This is a genomic window from Rasiella sp. SM2506, from assembly GCF_050859505.1.
Lineage (GTDB): Bacteria > Bacteroidota > Bacteroidia > Flavobacteriales > Flavobacteriaceae > Marinirhabdus.
This window is the reverse complement of record NZ_CP193934.1, coordinates 1796384-1816419: the sequence shown is the minus strand read 5'-3', so window position 1 is coordinate 1816419 and position 20036 is coordinate 1796384. Positions and strand designations below refer to the sequence as shown.

The following is a 20036-nucleotide window of genomic DNA, read 5'->3' as shown; positions in this document are numbered from 1 at the left end:
TTTTATGCATTATTTTTATTAAAAAACCGTTTTAAAATCGAGATTTGAACCAGAAACATTAAGCAGAATATAAAGATATAAGAGGTGCGAGCAGAAATTTTAAAAGAGGCTGTATTAAAGTTCCAATTAAGATTTTTAAAAGGCACTTTATTTTCCCATACTGATAGTTCGATTGGGAATACATACAACAGAACACTACAAAGCACTATAAACACAGCAATTAACACCCAACCTTTTTTACTAATTAAAGGAGTTGCTTTTTCCAACACCAGTTTAGACTCAATCCTTTCCAGAATTTTCATCTTAAAAGTGTTACCAGGATGCTCCAGGCCTGCTTCCTGAATCCAAGATTTGGTTTGTTTTTCTGACGATTTATATGGCTCTTCCATGAGTAATTGCTTTACTAGTTACAAAAGGAGCAAGTAGGGAATACAATTTCTTTCTGCTTCGGTATAACTTAATTTTTATGTTGTCCTCAGATTGTTCGGTGATCTTTGCTATTTCTCTTACTGAAAGTTCTTCAAAATAATAAAATGTAATAATTGCCGCATCCATTTCTGGAAGTTTCATAATACATTCCTGAATTATTTTGGCTCTCTCTTTTACTACTAATTGTTGCAATCCGTTTTCCAGAGTTGCTACCTCCAGATCATTTACTTCTTCAACAGCAATGCTATCCTGAAAACGTTTCGATTTTCGAAGATAATCCAGTGCAGTTCTATATGCGATGCTATATAACCAACTTGAAAATTTGGACTTTCCCTGAAAGGTTTTTAAACCTTCAAAAGCCTTTACAAAGCTGTCTTGCGCAATTTCTTCGGCTTCTTCCCTATGTTTCACCATTCGAATAACAATAGTGAATATAAAATCCTGATACCGCACCACCAAAGCTCCAAATGAAGCAGTATGTCCTTCTAGTGTTTTAGCAATAAGTTGTTGGTCGGTGTATTGGTTCATCTAAAGGTAAGACGCTTAGGTTGCTTTTTTGGTTACACTTCAACATAAAAAATCTAAAAGAAAATTTTTTAGCAAATTTGTAACCAGTTTCAAAACCAGCGCGTCTTAGAAGTAACCAATATGTTATTCATCTTTTAAAAAACAAATATTATGGGATCTGAAGTTATTATATTACCCTTGATTTTCGGAGTTATCTTCGGAATTTTTTACCTCTATATTTCAGCAAGAAATAAAGAACGCCTTGCCTTAATTGAAAAAGGAGCCGATGCTTCTATCTTCTACGGAAAACACCGCAAAGTAACTCCTATCTGGAAAGTGATTGTGATTAATCTCGCTTTACTATTAATGGGCATTGGTGCCGGCACCCTTATTTCGGAAATTATTGTACAAGCAGGTGTTGAAGAAAGTGTGGCGCGACCAGGAACTATATTTTTAATGGCAGGAATAGGTCTTTTTCTGGGATTTGTGCTTACAAAAAAGCTAAACAAAGACGCTTAACACTATAATTTTTCTAGTTTACAAACCGTTTTGATGTTTATATGATACATCGAGACGGTTTTTATATTCCAAATAGGTGTAAGGTATATTTTATGGTAGGTGAAGAGAGAGTATTACTGTAATTTCAAATTACTATAATTAGCATTAATGGTAAGAGAACCCGTTGCATCTTTATTTTTATTAAAACCTTTCACCAAAACTCTCCCGTATTCTTTAGAGTTTGTTGTCACTAAAGATTTAGGGTAGAACAACGTAGATTTTCTGCCGTTAAAGAAGAAAGTAAACGGGCTTGATGGCATTTCAATTATAGCATTGGTGTCATCCAAAACCACATCTATAGATTTAAAATTAGAAGACACTTTATTAATAAACAAACTACCAATAAAGCCTTTAATATAGGCTTCATTTTTAAGCTCGTTAATCACTACTTTACTGGAATTGGTTTGTAGATTAATCTTACCTACCGAATTCAATGTACAGCTGTCTACATATTGTACAGACAATACCCCATCCCCCCAATAATTTACTTGTACTGGCGCATAAGCAGCATTGATGCGGGTTTGCCCCCCATCAATGCTGTTAGCTGTTAGCGCGGCATAATTCAATGTTGCTCTCACATTGGTCACGTCTGCCATTTTAATTTCACCATGACGCACATTTATATCTGTTTTAGTATTTTTTGGCATCCGGATAATAATAGTTTTTCTGGCTTTCTTATAAATTTTATTATCCTTGGAGTTAGTATTCTTATTGGTTCTAATAATGGTAGTTTTATTTCCATTCTCATCAACAACTTCTTCTTTGTTGTAATTTCCATCAAACTGCTTAGCCCATTTATCGGCATCTTTTCCAAATTGTGCTCCCCATTCTTCCATGTCTTTCCCAAAGTTCTCTCCCCAGGCTTCCATTTGCTTTCCAAACTGCTCACCAAATTTTTCTCCCCACGCTTCCATTTTCTTTTCAAAGTTGGGACCAAAATTGGCTTCAAAAGATTTTCCGAAGTTCTCACCCCAAGCTTCCATTCGTTTTTCAAAAACTTCACTCCAATTGTCAAGATTCTTTAGCCAGGTATCGGTTTCGGCTACCGTTGCTTTTGCGTTGTATTTGTTGTTCAGTTTGGCAACGTATGCTTTTTTATCTTGCTCGTAAACATCCCTATCGAATGTGAAAGAAACTTTGTCTTTATAATTATACCGGGTGTATGCTTCTCCCTTTTTCAAAATGGTATTCTGTTTACCAAAAGGCCATTGGGGCATGGCTTCCATTTCTGGAATTTCCGGAACATTTATATTCCAATCTGCGGTAAAAACGTCTCCCAAATCTCCAAGTCCTTCAAGGCCTTTCAAAGCTTCAAGGCTAGACATATTTACTACGTTACCTAAGTTATCCAGTGAATTAAGGCTTCCCATAGTTTCAAAGTCGCCCCAGAGGCTTCCACTATTGGAAGTAATAGTTACTTTCTTACTGTTGCCAAGCACATCAAATTTCCAATTATCGAAAATTTCTTTTTTCTCTTTTTCTGAGAGCGTTGCCCCTTCTACAAAAGCTTCTACCTCTACTTTGTCTTTGTTCCACGTTTCAAAAATTACGTTAGTATGAGAAGTATTTACAAATACTACCGCTTCTTCACCTACTGTGAAAGACTCTTTATACGAGCTTTGTGCAAATACAAAACTGGTACAAAAGACAAAAACTACATATACAAGACTACGCTTGTAGGTCATTGAATTTTTCATTGTCTAAATTTTTAAGTTCTTTTAATTTGTTTTTTAGTTTGAACAGCAAATCCAAACGAATTTTCAAATTATCTATAAGTGCGTTGATGGTAGCCTCTGTGGGGCCCATGTCGGTTAACTCATTATTTAAGCGGTTGTACTCTACGTCCAGCTCTGCGATACGTTTTTTGTATCCTTCAATTAATTCTTTATTATCATCATTTTCATCCAGCGACGCTAATTGAACATTAATTCCCGTGAGGTAAAAATCTTCCACTTTTTTAAGATCTGGTGAAAGGTCTCCCAGGGTAAGTTTGGGTTGCTTTAAGATATCTGTTGGCTTTTCTTCTTCTGATGTCGTTTCAGCAAACTGCCCGTTCACTGAAGCGCCGCCATCTAATCCAGAAATATACTGATATCCAAAAAAACTAACTGCTAAGAATACGATTGCGATTGCGGCAACTTTTAACCAAAAAACAGAGACATTCCTGGTTCCAGAATTCGTTGAATGATCTTCAGGGAAATTTGCTTCTAGTTTGGCTAAAAACGCATCGGTATGATTCGCAGACAGCTGCCCGGTTTCTTCAGGACGATTTTTTAATAATTTTCTAATATCCTGTGCCATAGTGTAAGTGTTTTAAATTCTCTTTTAACTGTAATTTTCCTCGGTGCAATTTGGTTCTTGAAGCACTTTCAGTAATCCCCATGATTTCGGCGATTTCCTGATGGTCGTACCCTTCTATCAAAAATAATTTGGTAACATCTCTGTAATTATCGCCTAAATTTTCAATCGCTTTCATTACTTCATCTACTGTTGTTTCGTCTGCTACCTGCCAATCTGTTTCTTCCTCGGCAATCCTAAGGGTCTCATCGTACAACGGTTCTGTTTCTAATTTTCTGGCTTTGATGGCATCCAGGCAGGTATTAATTACAATTCTTTTTAACCAAGCACCAAAGGTGACGTCCCCTTTAAACTGCTCAATTTTTTTGAAGGCTTTAATAAATCCCTCCTGTGCCGCATCTTCTGCAGCGGCTTTGTCCTTCATATATCGCAGCGCCACAACATACATCCCGTCGCAATATTGCTTATACAAAGCTAATTGCGCCTTACGGCTGTTCTGCTTACATTGCGCTACAAGTAGTTGGTTGGACAAACTCGTGATGGTTTTTGGTTGCTGTTCTGGTAAAGGACGAAATAAATTTAGGAGTGTTGCATTTGTTAACGAAATTTTAGTGTTAATTAACTTTATGCTCAAACTTTTGAATTAACTTTTATCGTACATTTGGTTAAATCTAAAAATACATGAAAAATAAATACCCAGACTTTACAAAGCTTAATCGTTTGCTAGTCGCTTGTTTTGAAGCTGAAAAGCTTTATTACAACGCTGCAGATGATGCGCAGACCACTGAGCTAAAACGTTTTTTAAATTTCATGGCAGTAGAACGTAATCGTATGGCAAACACCATTAGCAGCGAATTAAGTTCTAGAGATATAGAACCTTTAAAGTTTGATGCTGAAAAAGGACATCAAGACCGTACCTGGGATGATATTAAAAAAGCTTTGGAAAATTTTAATTCTGAAGTTATCATCAAACAGTGCATCGCACGTGACTTAAATAACATTAAAAGATATAACGAGCTAATCCACAACCATCAATTGCCAGATATAACACTTGGTATTTTGTATAAACAAAAACAACAGCTAGAATGGTATATTAAACAAGCAGGAGAACACATAGTAAATCCTAGCTTAAAGGAACCAGCTACGCGTGATGAAGCTTTACACGGAACGCCACCCGAAAAAGAAAAAAAAAGGACTGACGACGACGAACACGGCAGAATTATCAATTTAAGAGCTATGTAACTGCTACATAGGCAGTGTTTTTAAATTTCAACACTATAAAAAGCCCTTCAGATTTTAAAATTTGAAGGGCTTTTTTATAACATATGGCGAACCTATTATTCGTCCATTAGTAAATTGAGTGTCACGGTAATATTATCCCGTGTTGCTTTGGAGAACGGACAAACTTCGTGGGCTGCTTCTACCAGATCTTCTCCTGTTTCTTGGTCAACCCCTGGAATATAACAATCTATCGTTGCTTCTAGGAAAAAACCTTCTTCTTTTTGATCTTCTTGGCAAAATCCTATCGTAGCAGAAACACTAATATTTTCATCATCAATTTTAATATTTTTGCTTTTGGCAACCGCTTGAATAGCTCCACCAAAACAAGCGGCATAGGCACTACCAAACAATTGTTCAGGGTTAGCTCCATTGCCCCCTTTACCGCCCATACTTTTAGGGACCGAAAGGTTAAAATCTATAGGACTGTCTTCAGATACTACATGTCCTGCTCTACCTCCCTCGGCTGTAGATGTTGCTTCATATAAGGTTTTCATATTTTCAGGTTTTAGATTAATACGTTTCAATATACCAACGAAAGTGTGCTTTTAAAAATGTGTATTCATAAATTTGTCATAAATTTCAGCAATGGCAAAGCACAGTAACAAATCGAAAGCACTTCGGGAAAAAGAAGGAATTGGTATGCCCGATAGTTTATCTTTAAAAGCCGCCAAAACAATTCAAGAAAAACGAAGCAAAACACCTTCTGCTGAAATTTTAACCAACGGAATCTTACAAGGAAATATAACCTCCCTAAGCCAGGCCATCACTATTATTGAAAGTACGGCAAAGAAGCACAATCAAACAGCCGAAGACATTATAAAAGCTTGTTTACCGCACGCCAATAAAAGTATTAGAATAGGAATTACTGGCGTTCCTGGTGTAGGAAAAAGCTCTTTTATTGAGCGTTTTGGAATGTTGCTCACTACAGAAGGAAAAAGAGTAGCCGTCTTAACCGTAGACCCAAGTAGCTCGGTAAGTAAAGGAAGTATTTTGGGAGATAAAACCAGAATGGAAGCGCTCGTTAAAAATCCAAAGGCTTTTATAAGACCTTCCGCCAGTGGAACATCTCTGGGCGGTGTGGCCAGAAAAACACGCGAAGCTATTATTTTATGTGAAGCGGCTGGCTACGATATTATTATTATTGAAACCGTGGGCGTGGGACAAAGCGAAACCACAGTACATTCTATGACCGATTTCTTTTTATTGCTGAAACTAGCGGGTGCAGGAGATGAATTACAAGGCATAAAACGCGGTATTATGGAAATGGCAGACGCCATAGCCATTAATAAAGCCGATGGTGAAAACCTAAAAGCCGCCAAACTCGCCAAAACTGAATTTAATAGAGCGTTACATATGTATCCACCAAAAGACAATGGCTGGATCCCCAAAACACTTACATGCTCTGCCCTAGAAAATGAAGGCATCGTTGAGATCTGGGAACTGATTTCAGCATATATTTCGAAAGCAAAAACAACCGACTTTTTTCAGCAAAGAAGACATGACCAAAATAAATTCTGGCTGCTGCAAACCATAGAAAACAGATTGAAAAGTGACTTCTATGAAAACCCAGCTATTAAAGAAGCGCTAGAACTTCAAATTGAATTATTGAGTGAAGGGAAAGTAACTCCGTTTCAAGCAGCTGAAACGTTATTGAAGCTTACATGAAATTATTCTTTTATTATTTTCTTAATCGCGGTAGCACCAAACTCATCGGTAAGCTTCAACGTATAAAAACCACTTGAAAGTGTTGAAATTGATAAAGTTTCCAAAGTACCATTACTCGAAAAAGACAAAACTTCTTGACCTAATTGGTTATAAATAGTCGCTTCTACAATCCTAGAAGTAGCAGTTATCATAAGCATATTTTCTGCTGGCACTGGATAAACCTTAACGGTATCTAATGCACTTTCTTCAACTCCAAGGCTTTCAATAATTGTTGTTGTAACTGTGTTTGTTTCAATTGGTGGGTTGAAATCGAAAAATATGTTTGCATTGTTGGACATACTATCTCCTAATCCAAGATTACTTTTCGGTTTAATTTTATAGGCTATATACCCATGTGATTCTGGTTCGTTTGTATTTATATCTGGTAGTTGAATGTTGTCAAAAATAAATTCTACGAGAGCACCATCTGAAATTTCAACGCGGTTATGGTGGCTAATATCTTCCAATTGTAGAGTTGTCCAATCTAAGTTGGAATCTAACTCATTGGTTACTTTTATATTTTGAGCCTCTGCTGTACCGGTATTTTGAAAACGAATGATGTAGTGCAAGTAATTATCCACCTCATAAATAGTTATTTCTTCACCTTCTAACACCCTAATATCATTAGGATCAAAAGAACCTACTACTATTTGCTCAAAAACAAAATTATTATCTTCTTCATTGAAATCATCAACAATTGGAGTTATTTCAGCTTCAAATAATAATACATCATCAATTTCAACTGTGGGAGGTGGCGCTACATTAAAGGTTATGTTAATAGTTCTAGATTCAAAGGGTTCTATATTTTGATAGTTAAAGGAAACACTGTTGCCTGTTTGATTGTCAATAGGTTCTGTCGCTTCTATTAGTGTAAGTCCATCTTCATTAAAAAATAAATTCACGGTTCCACTTAAAACTGTAGTGCCGATATTAGCATAATGTAATTGATATTGGGCATCGAAGCCAGGTCGCGCATCGCTAAGTGGATATAAAGAAATAGTGAGGTCATTCACATTTCCAGATGGTTCAATGCAGAAATTAGCCTCATAAGTATTACCTAAGCCATTAAAATTATGAGTATGGGATGCTGGGTTAGAACTATAGTAGATTGGTAGTGCACTGGTAACCGCTGTAGCGAACTCGCCTTCATTGGTGTTTATTACATACTCACCATCTTCGTTTGAAAAAGTTGCAAATGTGTTAGCTCCGTTAGATGTAACAACCATTGCATCTGGGAAAACCAAGTCATTTATATCACAGCCATCAGAATTAGCATCAATTAAAAGCTTGCCATAAATTATATTTTTTAAAGGTCCTAAATTTTCTTGCCACGAAAGAAAATTTCCACCTCCAGTCACAAAATCACTTAATCCATCACCATCAACATCATAAATATCAAAATAATTAATAGAGCCATCTTCTATAATTAGTTTTTTTGACCCAAAGTTCCCTAGTCCATCCAAATTTTCGAACATAATCAAATCACCTCCATCTGTCGCAACAATATCTAAGTCTCCATCAGTATCAATATCTACTGCTGCTGATTGGTTAGTACTAACAGGAACATTGTTAACAATATTTGCTGGTCCAAATGTACCCTCACCGTCCAGGTTTTCGTACCAAGCTACATTTGAATCAATGTTTGAACTTGTAACCAAGTCCAAGTCTCCATCGCCATCCATGTCATAGTCAGAAATTTTACCTGCATACCCCAAATCAACTTGTTCAATTATAATTTTGGAGCTATAATTTCCCTGTCCATCCAAGTTCTCAAACCAAGCTATCGATCCAGATGATGACAAAGCACTTGAAATAACATCTAAATCGCCATCTCCGTCTATATCAGATAGTAGCAGATTATTAGGATCTAAAAAATTTGTAGATATGATATTTTCAGAAGAAAAGGTTCCTAATCCGTCTATATTTTCAAGCCAAAATATCTTATCTTCAGAAAAAGATTTCGCACATACGATATCCATATCTCCGTCCCCATCAACATCTCCCATACTTACATCTTCGAGTCTGGTTGGGAAGCTAGCAATCTCGATTGGGGCAGAAAAATTTCCTAATCCATCCTCGTTCTGAAACCAAAAAAGAAAATTACCGTGCGCTAATAAAATATCATCATCATCGTCTCCATCAAAATCTGCCTTAAAAAAAGCACGAAGACCACCCCCATAATTTTCGTTAATCAATTTTTGGCTAAAACTGTATGACCCTGATACAACATCGCTTTTAAACCAGGATAATTTATGGTAATTTGTTGTTCTCGTAAGAATATCAATATCCCCATCCCCATTAAAATCTGAGAATAAAACTCCTGTAATACGGTCTAATCCATTATTAACAAGCATTTCTTCAGAAAAATCTCCCAAACCATCTTGGTTTTTGTGCCAGGCAATTCTATTATCGAGTCTAGAACAAAAAACAGCATCTAATGCTCCATCTCCATCGATATCCCCAAATTCTACGGCGGAAGGACGATCAGGTTCATCATTTATAGTTTGTACATTCCCAAAAGCACCTAAACCATTGAGATTTTCATACCAAACTACAGTATCCTGATTGAAGGACAGGGAAATGATATCCATATCTCCATCTGCATCAACATCCCCAATATTTATATCTTTAGGATTTTCAAGCAATCCATCAATTAATATTTCTGGTCCAAAATTTCCTAAACCATCTATATTTTTATGCCAAACCAAATCCCAATTGTCCGCAGAAACGATAACATCCATATTTCCATCTGAGTCCACATCTGCAGGAATTGATATTTCAGAGATATATAAATTATCATTAATAATATTTTCGGTACCAAAATTACCTTGACCATTAATATTTTCAATCCAAGATACTGCATATCCTCTATTCAACAATAAATCTATAGCATCATCACCATTGAAATCAATTGCTGAAATAGAATAAAGCTGAATACTTGAAATAATTAAATTAGCATTACTAAAATTACCTAAGCCATCCATATTTTCATACCATTGGAGATTATTCCTTGCTGAAACTATGTCAAAATCACCATCACCATCAATATCAGCAACATCAAAAATTGATTGACCTGTGTAATTGTCTATAATATTTTCTGGTCCAAAGTTTCCTTCACCATCTAAATTTTCAAACCAAGCTAATTGGCTTGTCACAACATCCAAATCACCATCATTATCTATATCAACTGCTTTAACTACTTTGGCTCCGGTTGTATTATCACTTAAAATTATTTGGTTACTAAATGTTCCTAAACCGTCTAAGTTCTCATACCAAGTAATTTTATCATCTCCCCATGACGCAGACAAAATGTCTAAATCTCCATCATTGTCAAGATCGGCCAACTCAATATCCTCATTGTTTTCTGTAAAATTAGTTTCATTTACAATTTGATGGCTTTGAAACCCAATCTGTGCATTTAATAAAAATGAAAATTGGAGTAGCAAAATTGTAACAATTCTTTTCATATTAATTTAATTAAATTCTTACTATACAATAAATATATTATTTCAATAAGTATGTAAAATTGTCCCGAAACCAATTCACTTGCGCTTCCAAACCTTCCTTTAACCCAGTCTGCGGATTGTAATTGAGTAACTTTCTGGCTTTATCAATATTTGCTTTGGTGCGGGATTGGTCTCCTGGACGTGCGGGTTTGTTGGCAACGTTTATTTTATGACCTAAGATTTCTTCTACCGTAGCAATACCCGTAGCTGTGGTATTTTCTTCTTCAGTACCTAAGTTAAAGATTTCTGCGTTGCAGACTTCAGCATTGTTTAAAACACTTACAATGCCATCTACAATGTCTTGTACATAGGTAAAACTGCGTAAATGTTTTTGACTCCCTTCATACAATGGAAACGGTTTATTGTTAAGACCACAATCTATTAACCTTGTGTATAACTTATCCGGACGCTCCCGTGGCCCATACACCGAATACAAACGAAACGAAGTGCTTTTAAGCAATCCTCTTCGCGCATACGCTAACACTAACTGCTCGGCGGCGAGTTTTGTCACTCCATACCAACTTGCAGGCAAGGGTGCTTCATCTTCTGTTAAAGTAGCGTGCAGCCCGTAAATGGAAGAAGTGGCAATATTTACAAAAAAAGGTTTCTTCTGTAGCCCTTCTATCGTATCCAACATGCGTTGTGTTGCCTGAATATTATTACTAAAATACGCATCAAAAGTACTGGTTGCTGAAATTCCCGGTTGGGCAGCAAAATGAAAAATAAAAGCGATTTCTTCTGTAATAACTTCTGAAAGGTCGTCTTTCCGAAGGTCTAATTTTTGAACTTGAATTCCTTTTTCAGCTAAACTTTCAGCATTTTTTTGCTTTAAAGAAATATCGTAATAGTCGGAAAAATTATCAATAGCAAGAACGGTATGTCCCAAAGAATGCAAACGTTCTGCGGTATGGGAACCTATAAATCCTGCTGCGCCTGTTACGAGTACTTTCATAGTTCTGCCCGCAAAGGCGGGTACCTTTAAATTGAATAAAACAAAATGGTTGCTAGTTCCTTGAAATTTTCAAAGAAGTAGAAATCAAAAATACTATAATTTGAAGGAAATGTGACCACTGATTTTCACGTCTTAAATTTTTTCCGGTTTCGAGTTTAGATTATTCTTTGATTTCGATTTCGAGTTTAAGTTTATATTCGAGTTCAAGTTCAATTTTGACTTCAGGTTCAATTTCAAGTTCGAGTTCAAAAAAAAGCATACTTTTGCACCCAAATCAATGATATTTTGCAGCCATACCAATTTACCATTATAGTACCCGTATACAACGAAGAAGATAACTTAGAAAGAGTTGAAAAGGAATTGTTGGCCTACACACACATTGCTACAAAAAAGACCAGTATCCTTTTTGTAAATGATGGTTCTAAAGATAAGAGCCAGACTCTAATTGAAGCTATTTGCCTTCGAAATGAAGCATTCAACTATATAAATTTTAAGGAAAATAGAGGACTAAGCGCTGCTATAAAAGCGGGTTTCGATCACGTGGAAACACCGCTCCTTGGGTATATTGATAGCGACCTACAAACCGCTCCCGAAGATTTTAATCTATTATTACAAAAAATTGGTGACTACGATCTGGTCACAGGGGTACGCGCCAACCGAAAAGACAAATTTGTAAAAAACATGTCTTCAAAAATTGCCAACGGAATTCGCCGTGCGTTTACTCACGATGGAATGGACGACACAGGCTGTCCATTAAAGGTACTCAAAACCGAGTACGCCAAACGCATTCCAATGTTTAAAGGCTTACACCGTTTCTTACCCGCGATGATTTTACTGCAAAACGGAAAAATAGTACAAGTACCCGTGCAACATTTTCCACGCATTGCCGGAACTGCCAAGTTTGGTGTCTGGAACAGATTAGTGGGCCCTTTGATGGATTGCTTCGCCTATCTTTGGATGAAGAAAAAATATATTAACTACGAAGTAAAATCTAAAGGATGAGCGATTGGCTTATTTATACTATCGGTTTTTTGGCACAACTGTTATTCTCTGGCCGATTGATTTTACAATGGCTCCTTTCTGAAAAAAATAAACGCGTTATCACGCCTTCCATCTTTTGGAAATTAAGCCTTTTAGCTTCTTTTTTATTGTTTGCGTATGGGTATGCGCGCAACGATTTTGCCATTATGTTGGGACAAACACTCACCTATTATATTTACATCAGGAACTTGCAATTACAGGGCGAGTGGCAAAAATCGCCTAAATGGATTCAGCTGTTTTTGTTTGTGTTCCCTATTTTTGTTGTCATCTACTCGTATAACAATGGCCAATACGATTTGGAACAACTTTTTAGCACCGCGAACATTCCTACCTGGTTGCTTATTTTAGGAATTATTTCTCAAGTAGTTTTTACATTGCGTTTTGTGTACCAATGGCTATATTCTGAAAAAACAAAAACCTCACAATTACCACTAGGTTTTTGGCGGATGAGTGTCTTGGGAGCCTCACTTATTTTAACCTATGCCATTTTACGAAAAGATCCCGTCCTATTTGTGGGACACATTGCAGGCCTTATAATTTATGTACGCAATATTTTTATCTGGAAAAAACAAATGAATGAATCGGCTACAGAATAACCATATTTTATTGTTGTGCGTTGCATGCATCGCTATTTTCTTTGTGAATCTAGATGCCTTGTACGTAAACATCATGGAAGCCAGAAACTTTGCTACGGCGCGTGAAATGCTGAACGATGGCAATTGGTTATTAACCACTTTAAACGGCGAGCCTCGCTATCAAAAACCGCCTTTACCTACTTGGCTTTCGGCCATTTCGGGAGCTATTTTTGGATTGAAAAGTTTAACGGCCATGCGATTGCCAGCTGCAGTAGTTACCTTGCTTTTGGTGTTGACCACCTACAAATTCACCGAAAAATTCAGCCGAAATAAAACCCTGGCTTTTGTAGCTTCTTTAATTCTAGCCACTTCATTTTATATTGTATTCTCTGGCCGTAACGGGCAATGGGATATTTTCACCCACGCGTTTATGATGGTGTGTATCTACCAGTTGTATTTGTTTTTTACTACCGAAGGCAAGAAATACCAACGCATTCTTATCGCTGCCTTGTTTTTTGGTGCGGCGTTTATGAGTAAAGGACCTGTATCGTTGTATGCACTACTCCTCCCCTTTTTGATTGCTTTTGGGGTAGTCTTCAAATACAAAAACTTTAAAAGCCGAATTCTGCCGCTACTCGTATTTCTAGTTGTTTCCTTAGTGCTTTCAGGATGGTGGTATTGGTATACCTACACCTTCGACCCCGAAGCTGTAGCAGAAATTACCCGCCGTGAAACTGGTAACTGGACTGGCTATAACGTACGCCCATTTTATTATTACTGGAGCTTCTTTACCCAAAGCGGTGTTTGGACTATCCCGGCGTTTATCGGCTTGCTGTATCCGTATTTAAAAAACCGGGTGAGCGATAAAAAAGGCTATCTGTTCACATTTTTATGGACCATGGTTTCGGTGGTATTACTATCTGTAATTCCTGAAAAAAAATCACGCTATTTGCTACCCGTGCTTATTCCATTGGCATTGAACACGGGGTATTATATAGAATATTTATTTCTGAAATTTTCTGAACTAAAAGACAAACGAGAAACTATTCCTGTGTATTTCAACTTTGGACTCATTGCTTCCATCGGACTTATTTTTCCTATTGGCGGCTATCTTTTTCTGAAAGATTCGCTAACTGGCTATTGGGTTTGGTTTGTGTTGCTTTCTATTGCTTTGGCAAGTGTGGGAATATTTATCTTCGGAAAATTGATTCGAAAGAAAATACGCTCTGTATTTTACGGAACCATTGTCTTTATCGCTATAATTTTATGCTTTGGGATGCCTATGGCGAAAGCCTTAACTATTAACCCCGAATATAAATCACTTTCAGAACTGAACGACTGGCAAGCAGCCAACAACAATATTCCTGTATACGAATACTCCTATTTTACGCCAGAAATGATTTGGGACTACGGAAAACCAATTCCGGTGATTTTAAATTTTGGAACTGAAAAATTACCTTCAGAAAACAAATTTGCAGTCCTAGTGGCCGAAGAAGATATACCAAAATTCAAAAAAACTTTTGCCGACTATTCCGTAGAAAAGGTAGATCGTTACGATATGAACGCCAATGCGCCCGGAAGTAGGTCGCACCGAACCAGGCTTTGGAGGGATTTATATACAGTGACTTCGCTTACTTCGGTACAATTTTGATTTTTTTCGCTTGCTCTAAAATCAAAATCACTCAGTAACCTTTGATTCTGAAGTGCTATTAAACTTACGCTGTCCCAATAGTTGTAGTTTGTAAAAAATCCATCCTAGCAATCCGCCAAAGAACATTCCTGTAATAATGTCTAACGGATAATGAACCCCTAAATAAATACGGCTGTAGGCAGTGAGTACGGCCCAGAAGAGCAGTAAAAACGGTAAGTATTTGTACCATTTTTGCAATACCAATCCTAAGAAAACAGCAGCTCCCATACTACTGGCAGCGTGGGCAGAAAAATAACCATAGCGTCCACAGCCATCTGCTACCAAACGCATGACTTCTTGTAGTGATTCCACCCTACAAGGTCTTGGACGTTGAAAAAGCACGTATTTGAAAAGGTTGGCCAATTGGTCCGTTGCAGTGATTAACAATGCCACACTTACTACAATTACGAGCGTACCTTTCAATTTGTACTGTTTGTAAATAAGGAGCAGCAACACAACATATAATGGTATGGAAGACCATTTTTCGGTCACGATGCGCCAAAAACCATCCCAGCTTTCGGTTCCCAAGTTGTTTAGGAAAAGGAAAAGTTCGGTATCGTATTCAAGGAGTTTTTCAATCATCTTCGTAGCGGGCTACTTCACGGTCGTAAAATTCGGTGGCTTCTTTGATGTAGTTTTCGGTTTCGGACTCTAGTTCTTTTTGGTCGTGATTGTCAAATTCTTCTAGCCATTCTACTTCGTCATTTTCAAGATTGATGACAAAGCGAGGGAATTCAGTATGTATCACAAATATCGCATCTGGATAATCTGTATTGTCGCCTAAAATATATTTTGGAAGTTCCATAGGATCTGGGTTGGTAAATTTCGATGTAAAATTACGTAAAATTAATTCGTTTTAATTTTTGCCGCTTGGATGATCATCTTCTTTGACAAATAATGAAACCGTATTGACAACATAACTCCAGAAGCGGTGAGCCCAGCCAACAAACCTATCCAAATACCAGAACTTTCGTACTCTGTGTGCATACTTAAATAATACGAAATAGGGAAACCAATACACCAATACGCAATAAATGTTATGAACGTAGGAATTTTCACATCCTGCATCCCTCGTAAAACACCTAAAGCCACTACCTGTATGGTATCACTAATTTGAAATATGGCTGCTATTATCAACAATTTTGCGGCAATGCTCGCTACCTGATAATTATCTACAAATTCCAACTCATTGTCATAATCCAAGTATAATTTTGGCAACATTTCGTGAAAAGCTACAAAAATTAGTGCAAAAACAACCGCCATTAGGGTAGAAAGCATAAGGATTGAAAGGGCAATTCTACGTAACTCAATAAAACGTTTTAATCCCTTTTGATTCCCAACTCGTATCATCGCCGCAACACCAAAGCCCATGGCTACCATAAAGGTCATAGAAGATAAGTTTAAGGCAATTTGGTTAGCCGCCTGTGGGTTTTTTCCCAAGATTCCCGAAAGCCAAATAGCACTCGTAAAAATACCTACTTCAAAAAACATTTGTAGTGCCGAAGGGAATCCTAAACTAATTAGTTTGTTTAGCATTTTTTTAGAAAGTGTAAAGAACTTTATATGGAGCACATATTCTCTAGCCTTGTAATGTTTGGAAAGCACATACCATAAATAAAGAACCATAATAACTCTTGACGCCAAGGTACCAATCGCTGCCCCTACTACCCCTAATTCTGGCATCCCAAACTTCCCAAAAATAAACATATAGTTAAGGATTACATTCACCACATTGGCCGCAATGGTGGCATACATTGGGTATTTAGTGAGCGACAATCCATCACTAAATTGCTTAAACGCCTGAAAAATAATTAATGGCACCAACGAAATTGCTACCAAGTTTAAGTACGGCATCGCAAGATCCACGACTTCCTTTGGCTGACTCATTGCGTACATAATAGGCTTTGCTGCAAAAACCATAAGGAATAAAGCTATCCCTAATACCGTGCATAAAAATAGGCCGTGTTTAAACGCAGATTTCCCAGCTTCAAAGTTATTTTCACCATCGGCTTCAGCGACCAGGGGCGTAATTGCTGTAGAAAAACCAATCCCCAAACTCATCGCAATAAACATAAAACTATTCCCTAAAGACACTGCTGCCAACTCTGCCGTACCCAATTGCCCCACCATGATGTTATCCACCAATTGTACCACGGTATGCCCTAACATCCCTAAAATTACGGGTGCAGCCAATTTCATGTTATATTTAAATTCCTTCGTATATTGCTGTAACAAGTTTTTATACTTTTGAGCAAAGTTAGAAAACCCCGTGTCCATATTAACCCAGAATTTCAATTAAATGTTCATTTGAAGACCTCGCCTTTCATATATTTTCTGAAAACTCCTGAGCTGAAATTACCTACAAAGGAATTTTCGTTTACGCCATTTAGCATTTCGGAAATAAGTACGGAAATAGTACCATTCGATTTTCCTACCGAAAAAATGCTGGGTAAGCAAGCTGAGTTTATTTTTGAAAGTTGGTTGGAACATTCGCAACGCTTTCAATTAATCGCTGCAAATATTCAAATACAAGGAGCCACCCAAACTATGGGTGAGTTAGATTATATAGTTACAGACACTGAAACTAACAGCACTTTGCATATTGAATTGGCTTGTAAATTTTATCTTCTTGATGAACGTTTAGGCAAAACCATTTTAGAACAATGGATTGGCCCTAATAAAAAAGATAGGTTGGTGGACAAATTAGAAAAAATGAAGACCAAACAGTTTCCATTATTGTACAGAGAGGAAACGGCTTCAAGTTTGAGTAAATTTCAATTAGATAGTTCAGTTATACAACAACAGTATTGTCTAAAGGCTTTTTTGTTTGTTCCGAAGGGATTCCATCCACATACCTTTCCGAAGTATTTTCAAGCTTGCCTGACAGGCTTTTATATACATGGGACTGAATTAGATTCTGAAAAAGATGAGAATGCGCTGTATACCCTTCCGCAGAAAAAGGAGTGGCTGCTACCTCCTGAAGGTTTGAGACCATGGATTTCATTTTCTGAAGCTAAAAAACATATCAAAAACGCTCTTGCCGAAAAGCGGGCTCCATTAGTTTACAAAAAGACAGATGTATCTATTGAGAAATTTTTTGTGGTTTGGTGGGATAAACCCTTCCGAATTTCAGTTTAAAATTTATTTGGTTCTTTTATATTACTAGCGAAATCTACCTTCCCTTTAACGCAGAATAGTAGCGCATCTTGTAATTAAATTTTTCTAGCTGCTAAGGGAAGGAACAAGTATGAAGTTTAATAAAATTGTAGCTCTATTTTTATTTTCTATAAGATATCTAACATCCTATCGAATAGTAGATTTCCCTTCAATGGTTATGGAAGAACCTTCAGCCAACATAACTGAAATGGGTTCAGCATCATTCAAAAACCGAAAGTTTTCGCCGTATTCTCTGGCAAAATCGGCTTTAATTTTATAACTTTTTATGTCGTACGCATTCCATTTTGGGTGAGTAACTTGGTATTCGGTAGTTGTATGTTTTCCTGTTTTGTTGTAGCCCCAATAATGTTCTGTGATAAATTCAGTTTCAGAATCTAGCGGAATTGGTTTTGCAATGGTATCTGAAGTTACTGAAAATGAAAACCAATCCTTTTTATTTTTCCAATTGTACGTAGTTAGTAGTTCATTGGCTTTCTCTTCCCATATATGGTTCATTTTTCGGGTTTCATATACTTCGTTATATACTGTATTTGCCACAAAAGAAATGGCGTGTTTGGGTACAATTTCTTTTACAAAAACAACACCTCGCTTCCATTCACCTGCTTCCTTACACCGGACATAAAACCGAAGATTTACTTCTTCAAAATGTACGTGACCCGGAATTTTTAACCCTAAAACTCTTACATTTTTAAACATAAAACCAACAAGACTTGCATAGCAAATACCGTTGTAAATATCTAGTTCGGTTTTGTATGGAAGATATGGTTCAAGTATAGCGGGATCTACTTTGTAGTTTGCCAATGCCAGTCTGCGCCACTCTGCGGTTAGGAAACTCATAGCTTTTGAGTTTGTGGTTTGTAGTTAAATTAATTTTTAGCCTCGGTGGTTTCGTTCTTAATTCCGTACTTATCTATTAAATACACCAAACTAGCCATGGTGGCACCTCCCAATTCCAGCTCTCTTTTATTGACAGCATCAAACGTATCGTTGGCCGCATGGTGATAATCGAAATAACGTTGTGAGTCTGGACGTAAACCAGCTAATACAATTGTTCCGTCTTTAAGCGGACCAATATCTGCACCACTTCCACCCTGTTCAAAATAATGAATTAAATAGGGTTTAAACAATGGTTTCCAGCTTTCAATTTGCTTGAAATTAGCATCGTCTGTATCAAATGAAAATCCGCGTGGGGTAAATCCGCCTGCGTCACTTTCTAAGGCGAAAATATGTTTTTCTTTTTTCAGTTTGGCTTGGGCTGCGTATTTGTTTCCACCCCGTAAACCGTTTTCTTCATTCATAAACAACACTACTCTAATACTATGTTTTGGCTTGTAGTTAGTTTCCTTTAGTAAACGTAACACTTCCATAGACTGTACACAACCAGCTCCATCGTCGTGCGATCCATCTCCTAAATCCCAGGAATCTAAGTGACCCCCAACAATTATATATTTATCTGGATACACACTCCCTTTAATTTCACCAATTACATTGAAAGATTCTACATCTTCGTGCGTTTTACAACTTTGTTTAAAGTAGAACAAAAGATCTGGTTTTAGGGTAAGTGCGCTGCTTAAATAATCTGCATCGTTAGTGCTTATGGCGCAAGCTGGGATACGTAAGGCTGCAGGAGTATCTCCATAACTCATGGCTCCCGTGTGTGGGAAATCGTCTTGGCGTAAGTTCATAGAGCGAACAACAATTCCTACTGCTCCGTATTTTGCGGCTTCCATAGCTCCCGCATACCGCTGGTCTACACAACCTCCATAAGCTTCAAACGTTTGAATTAAATTTGCTTGCATTGGACGATTGTAAAATACAATCTTACCTTCTATTTTCTCGCGACCGTAACGTTCTAAGTCTTCAAAATTCTGCACTTCTATTACCTGTGCTTTAAGGCCTGTTGGAGGTGTAGGCTCGGAGCCTCCCAAAGCACAAATATTTACTACGGAACTTCTTCCAGGAGCCGTTTCAATGTAAGCGTATTCTTTAAAACCCCGGGTCCATTTTGGCACCATTACGGGTTGAAGCCATACGTTGTCCAGCCCTAATTTATTGAGTTCGGTTTCGGTATAACGTACGGCACGATCTGCCTGAACGGTGCCGGAAAGACGCCCGCCTATTTCGTTACTTAAATAGGCTAACCAATCGTAACTCTGGCCGTTAAGCAATGCTACATCGTATAAATTTCGAAGTTGGGTGGAGTCTTCTTTATTTACCTTTTGACCAATTGCAGTACAAGTAAATGTTAGTAGCGTGAGGAGTACAAATGTATTTTTCATAATATTTTAATGGATTTACAGCAAACCGACTATAGTTTA

Annotated in this window: 20 protein-coding genes; 7 read left to right on the top strand and 13 right to left on the bottom strand. The window is 37.2% G+C overall.

Going from position 1 to position 20036, the window contains the following annotated elements:
• Positions 1-2: 2 nt before the first annotated feature.
• The gene (locus tag ACQ2HF_RS08230; RefSeq protein WP_432409952.1) at positions 3-389 is read right to left on the bottom strand and encodes a hypothetical protein; all 387 of its coding nucleotides are present in this window, start codon (positions 387-389) and stop codon (positions 3-5) included.
• Positions 373-957 carry an RNA polymerase sigma factor gene (locus ACQ2HF_RS08225; RefSeq protein ID WP_432409951.1) on the bottom strand — a complete coding sequence of 195 codons (585 nt, stop codon included), beginning with the start codon at positions 955-957 and terminating at the stop codon, positions 373-375. Before ACQ2HF_RS08225 ends, ACQ2HF_RS08230 begins: the two co-directional genes overlap by 17 nt.
• A 150-nt stretch (positions 958-1107) precedes the next feature.
• Between ACQ2HF_RS08225 and ACQ2HF_RS08220 the strand changes: the two genes are divergently transcribed.
• Positions 1108-1455, top strand: coding sequence for a DUF6249 domain-containing protein (locus ACQ2HF_RS08220; RefSeq protein ID WP_432409950.1), 348 nt, complete (start codon positions 1108-1110; stop codon positions 1453-1455).
• A gap of 113 nt (positions 1456-1568) precedes the next feature.
• On the opposite strand, the gene ACQ2HF_RS08215 is transcribed toward ACQ2HF_RS08220, so the two are convergent.
• Genes ACQ2HF_RS08215 through ACQ2HF_RS08205 form a run of 3 tightly spaced genes read right to left on the bottom strand, consistent with a single transcriptional unit; the run spans position 1569 to position 4426 of the window.
• Positions 1569-3191, bottom strand: coding sequence for a hypothetical protein (locus ACQ2HF_RS08215; RefSeq protein WP_432409949.1), 1623 nt, complete (start codon positions 3189-3191; stop codon positions 1569-1571).
• Complete coding sequence (locus ACQ2HF_RS08210; RefSeq protein WP_432409948.1) at positions 3163-3795, bottom strand: hypothetical protein; 633 nt, start codon at positions 3793-3795, stop codon at positions 3163-3165. The genes ACQ2HF_RS08215 and ACQ2HF_RS08210 overlap by 29 nt, the downstream gene beginning before the upstream one ends.
• On the bottom strand, positions 3779-4426 hold the full coding sequence (locus ACQ2HF_RS08205) for an RNA polymerase sigma factor (RefSeq protein WP_432409947.1): 648 nt from the start codon (positions 4424-4426) through the stop codon (positions 3779-3781). Before ACQ2HF_RS08205 ends, ACQ2HF_RS08210 begins: the two co-directional genes overlap by 17 nt.
• 47 nt (positions 4427-4473) lie before the next feature.
• Between ACQ2HF_RS08205 and ACQ2HF_RS08200 the strand changes: the two genes are divergently transcribed.
• Entirely contained in the window at positions 4474-5034 is a 561-nt protein-coding gene (locus tag ACQ2HF_RS08200) for a DUF2383 domain-containing protein (protein WP_432409946.1), read from the top strand.
• A gap of 95 nt (positions 5035-5129) precedes the next feature.
• On the opposite strand, the gene ACQ2HF_RS08195 is transcribed toward ACQ2HF_RS08200, so the two are convergent.
• Complete coding sequence (locus ACQ2HF_RS08195; protein ID WP_432409945.1) at positions 5130-5567, bottom strand: organic hydroperoxide resistance protein; 438 nt, start codon at positions 5565-5567, stop codon at positions 5130-5132.
• A 91-nt stretch (positions 5568-5658) separates the two neighbouring features.
• On the opposite strand from ACQ2HF_RS08195, the gene meaB reads away from it, so the two are divergent.
• Complete coding sequence (gene meaB, locus ACQ2HF_RS08190) at positions 5659-6738, top strand: methylmalonyl Co-A mutase-associated GTPase MeaB (RefSeq protein WP_432409944.1); 1080 nt, start codon at positions 5659-5661, stop codon at positions 6736-6738.
• A gap of 2 nt (positions 6739-6740) precedes the next feature.
• On the opposite strand, the gene ACQ2HF_RS08185 is transcribed toward meaB, so the two are convergent.
• Positions 6741-10244, bottom strand: coding sequence for a T9SS type A sorting domain-containing protein (locus ACQ2HF_RS08185; RefSeq protein ID WP_432413039.1), 3504 nt, complete (start codon positions 10242-10244; stop codon positions 6741-6743).
• 37 nt (positions 10245-10281) lie between these two features.
• Positions 10282-11235 (bottom strand): NAD-dependent epimerase/dehydratase family protein, encoded by a 954-nt coding sequence (locus ACQ2HF_RS08180; protein ID WP_432413038.1) that lies wholly within the window; start codon positions 11233-11235, stop codon positions 10282-10284.
• A gap of 285 nt (positions 11236-11520) precedes the next feature.
• On the opposite strand from ACQ2HF_RS08180, the gene ACQ2HF_RS08175 reads away from it, so the two are divergent.
• The 3 genes from ACQ2HF_RS08175 to ACQ2HF_RS08165 are packed head-to-tail and all read left to right on the top strand — an operon-like array spanning position 11521 to position 14502.
• Positions 11521-12237 (top strand): glycosyltransferase family 2 protein, encoded by a 717-nt coding sequence (locus ACQ2HF_RS08175; protein ID WP_432413037.1) that lies wholly within the window; start codon positions 11521-11523, stop codon positions 12235-12237.
• A complete protein-coding gene (locus tag ACQ2HF_RS08170; protein ID WP_432413036.1) occupies positions 12234-12872 on the top strand; it encodes a lipid-A-disaccharide synthase N-terminal domain-containing protein in 639 nt (212 codons plus the stop codon). Before ACQ2HF_RS08175 ends, ACQ2HF_RS08170 begins: the two co-directional genes overlap by 4 nt.
• A complete protein-coding gene (locus ACQ2HF_RS08165) occupies positions 12853-14502 on the top strand; it encodes an ArnT family glycosyltransferase (RefSeq protein WP_432413035.1) in 1650 nt (549 codons plus the stop codon). Before ACQ2HF_RS08170 ends, ACQ2HF_RS08165 begins: the two co-directional genes overlap by 20 nt.
• Positions 14503-14529: 27 nt before the next feature.
• Here the strand turns inward: ACQ2HF_RS08165 and ACQ2HF_RS08160 are convergent, their stop codons facing one another.
• From ACQ2HF_RS08160 to ACQ2HF_RS08150, 3 genes are read right to left on the bottom strand one after another with little or no spacing between them, the layout of a single operon-like run.
• Positions 14530-15123: a phosphatase PAP2 family protein gene (locus ACQ2HF_RS08160; RefSeq protein WP_432413034.1), complete on the bottom strand. Its 594-nt coding sequence runs from the start codon at positions 15121-15123 to the stop codon at positions 14530-14532.
• Complete coding sequence (locus ACQ2HF_RS08155) at positions 15116-15346, bottom strand: hypothetical protein (RefSeq protein WP_432413033.1); 231 nt, start codon at positions 15344-15346, stop codon at positions 15116-15118. The genes ACQ2HF_RS08160 and ACQ2HF_RS08155 overlap by 8 nt, the downstream gene beginning before the upstream one ends.
• Positions 15347-15387: 41 nt before the next feature.
• Entirely contained in the window at positions 15388-16740 is a 1353-nt protein-coding gene (locus ACQ2HF_RS08150; RefSeq protein ID WP_432413032.1) for an MATE family efflux transporter, read from the bottom strand.
• 48 nt (positions 16741-16788) lie between these two features.
• On the opposite strand from ACQ2HF_RS08150, the gene ACQ2HF_RS08145 reads away from it, so the two are divergent.
• Positions 16789-17679 (top strand): DUF1853 family protein, encoded by an 891-nt coding sequence (locus ACQ2HF_RS08145; protein ID WP_432413031.1) that lies wholly within the window; start codon positions 16789-16791, stop codon positions 17677-17679.
• 165 nt (positions 17680-17844) lie between these two features.
• Here ACQ2HF_RS08145 and ACQ2HF_RS08140 read toward each other — a convergent pair whose 3' ends face one another.
• Together ACQ2HF_RS08140 and ACQ2HF_RS08135 are read right to left on the bottom strand one after the other, a co-directional pair.
• Complete coding sequence (locus ACQ2HF_RS08140; RefSeq protein WP_432413030.1) at positions 17845-18555, bottom strand: YqjF family protein; 711 nt, start codon at positions 18553-18555, stop codon at positions 17845-17847.
• Positions 18556-18584: 29 nt separating this feature from the next.
• Positions 18585-19997, bottom strand: coding sequence for a M20/M25/M40 family metallo-hydrolase (locus ACQ2HF_RS08135; protein WP_432413029.1), 1413 nt, complete (start codon positions 19995-19997; stop codon positions 18585-18587).
• Positions 19998-20036 lie beyond the last annotated feature (39 nt).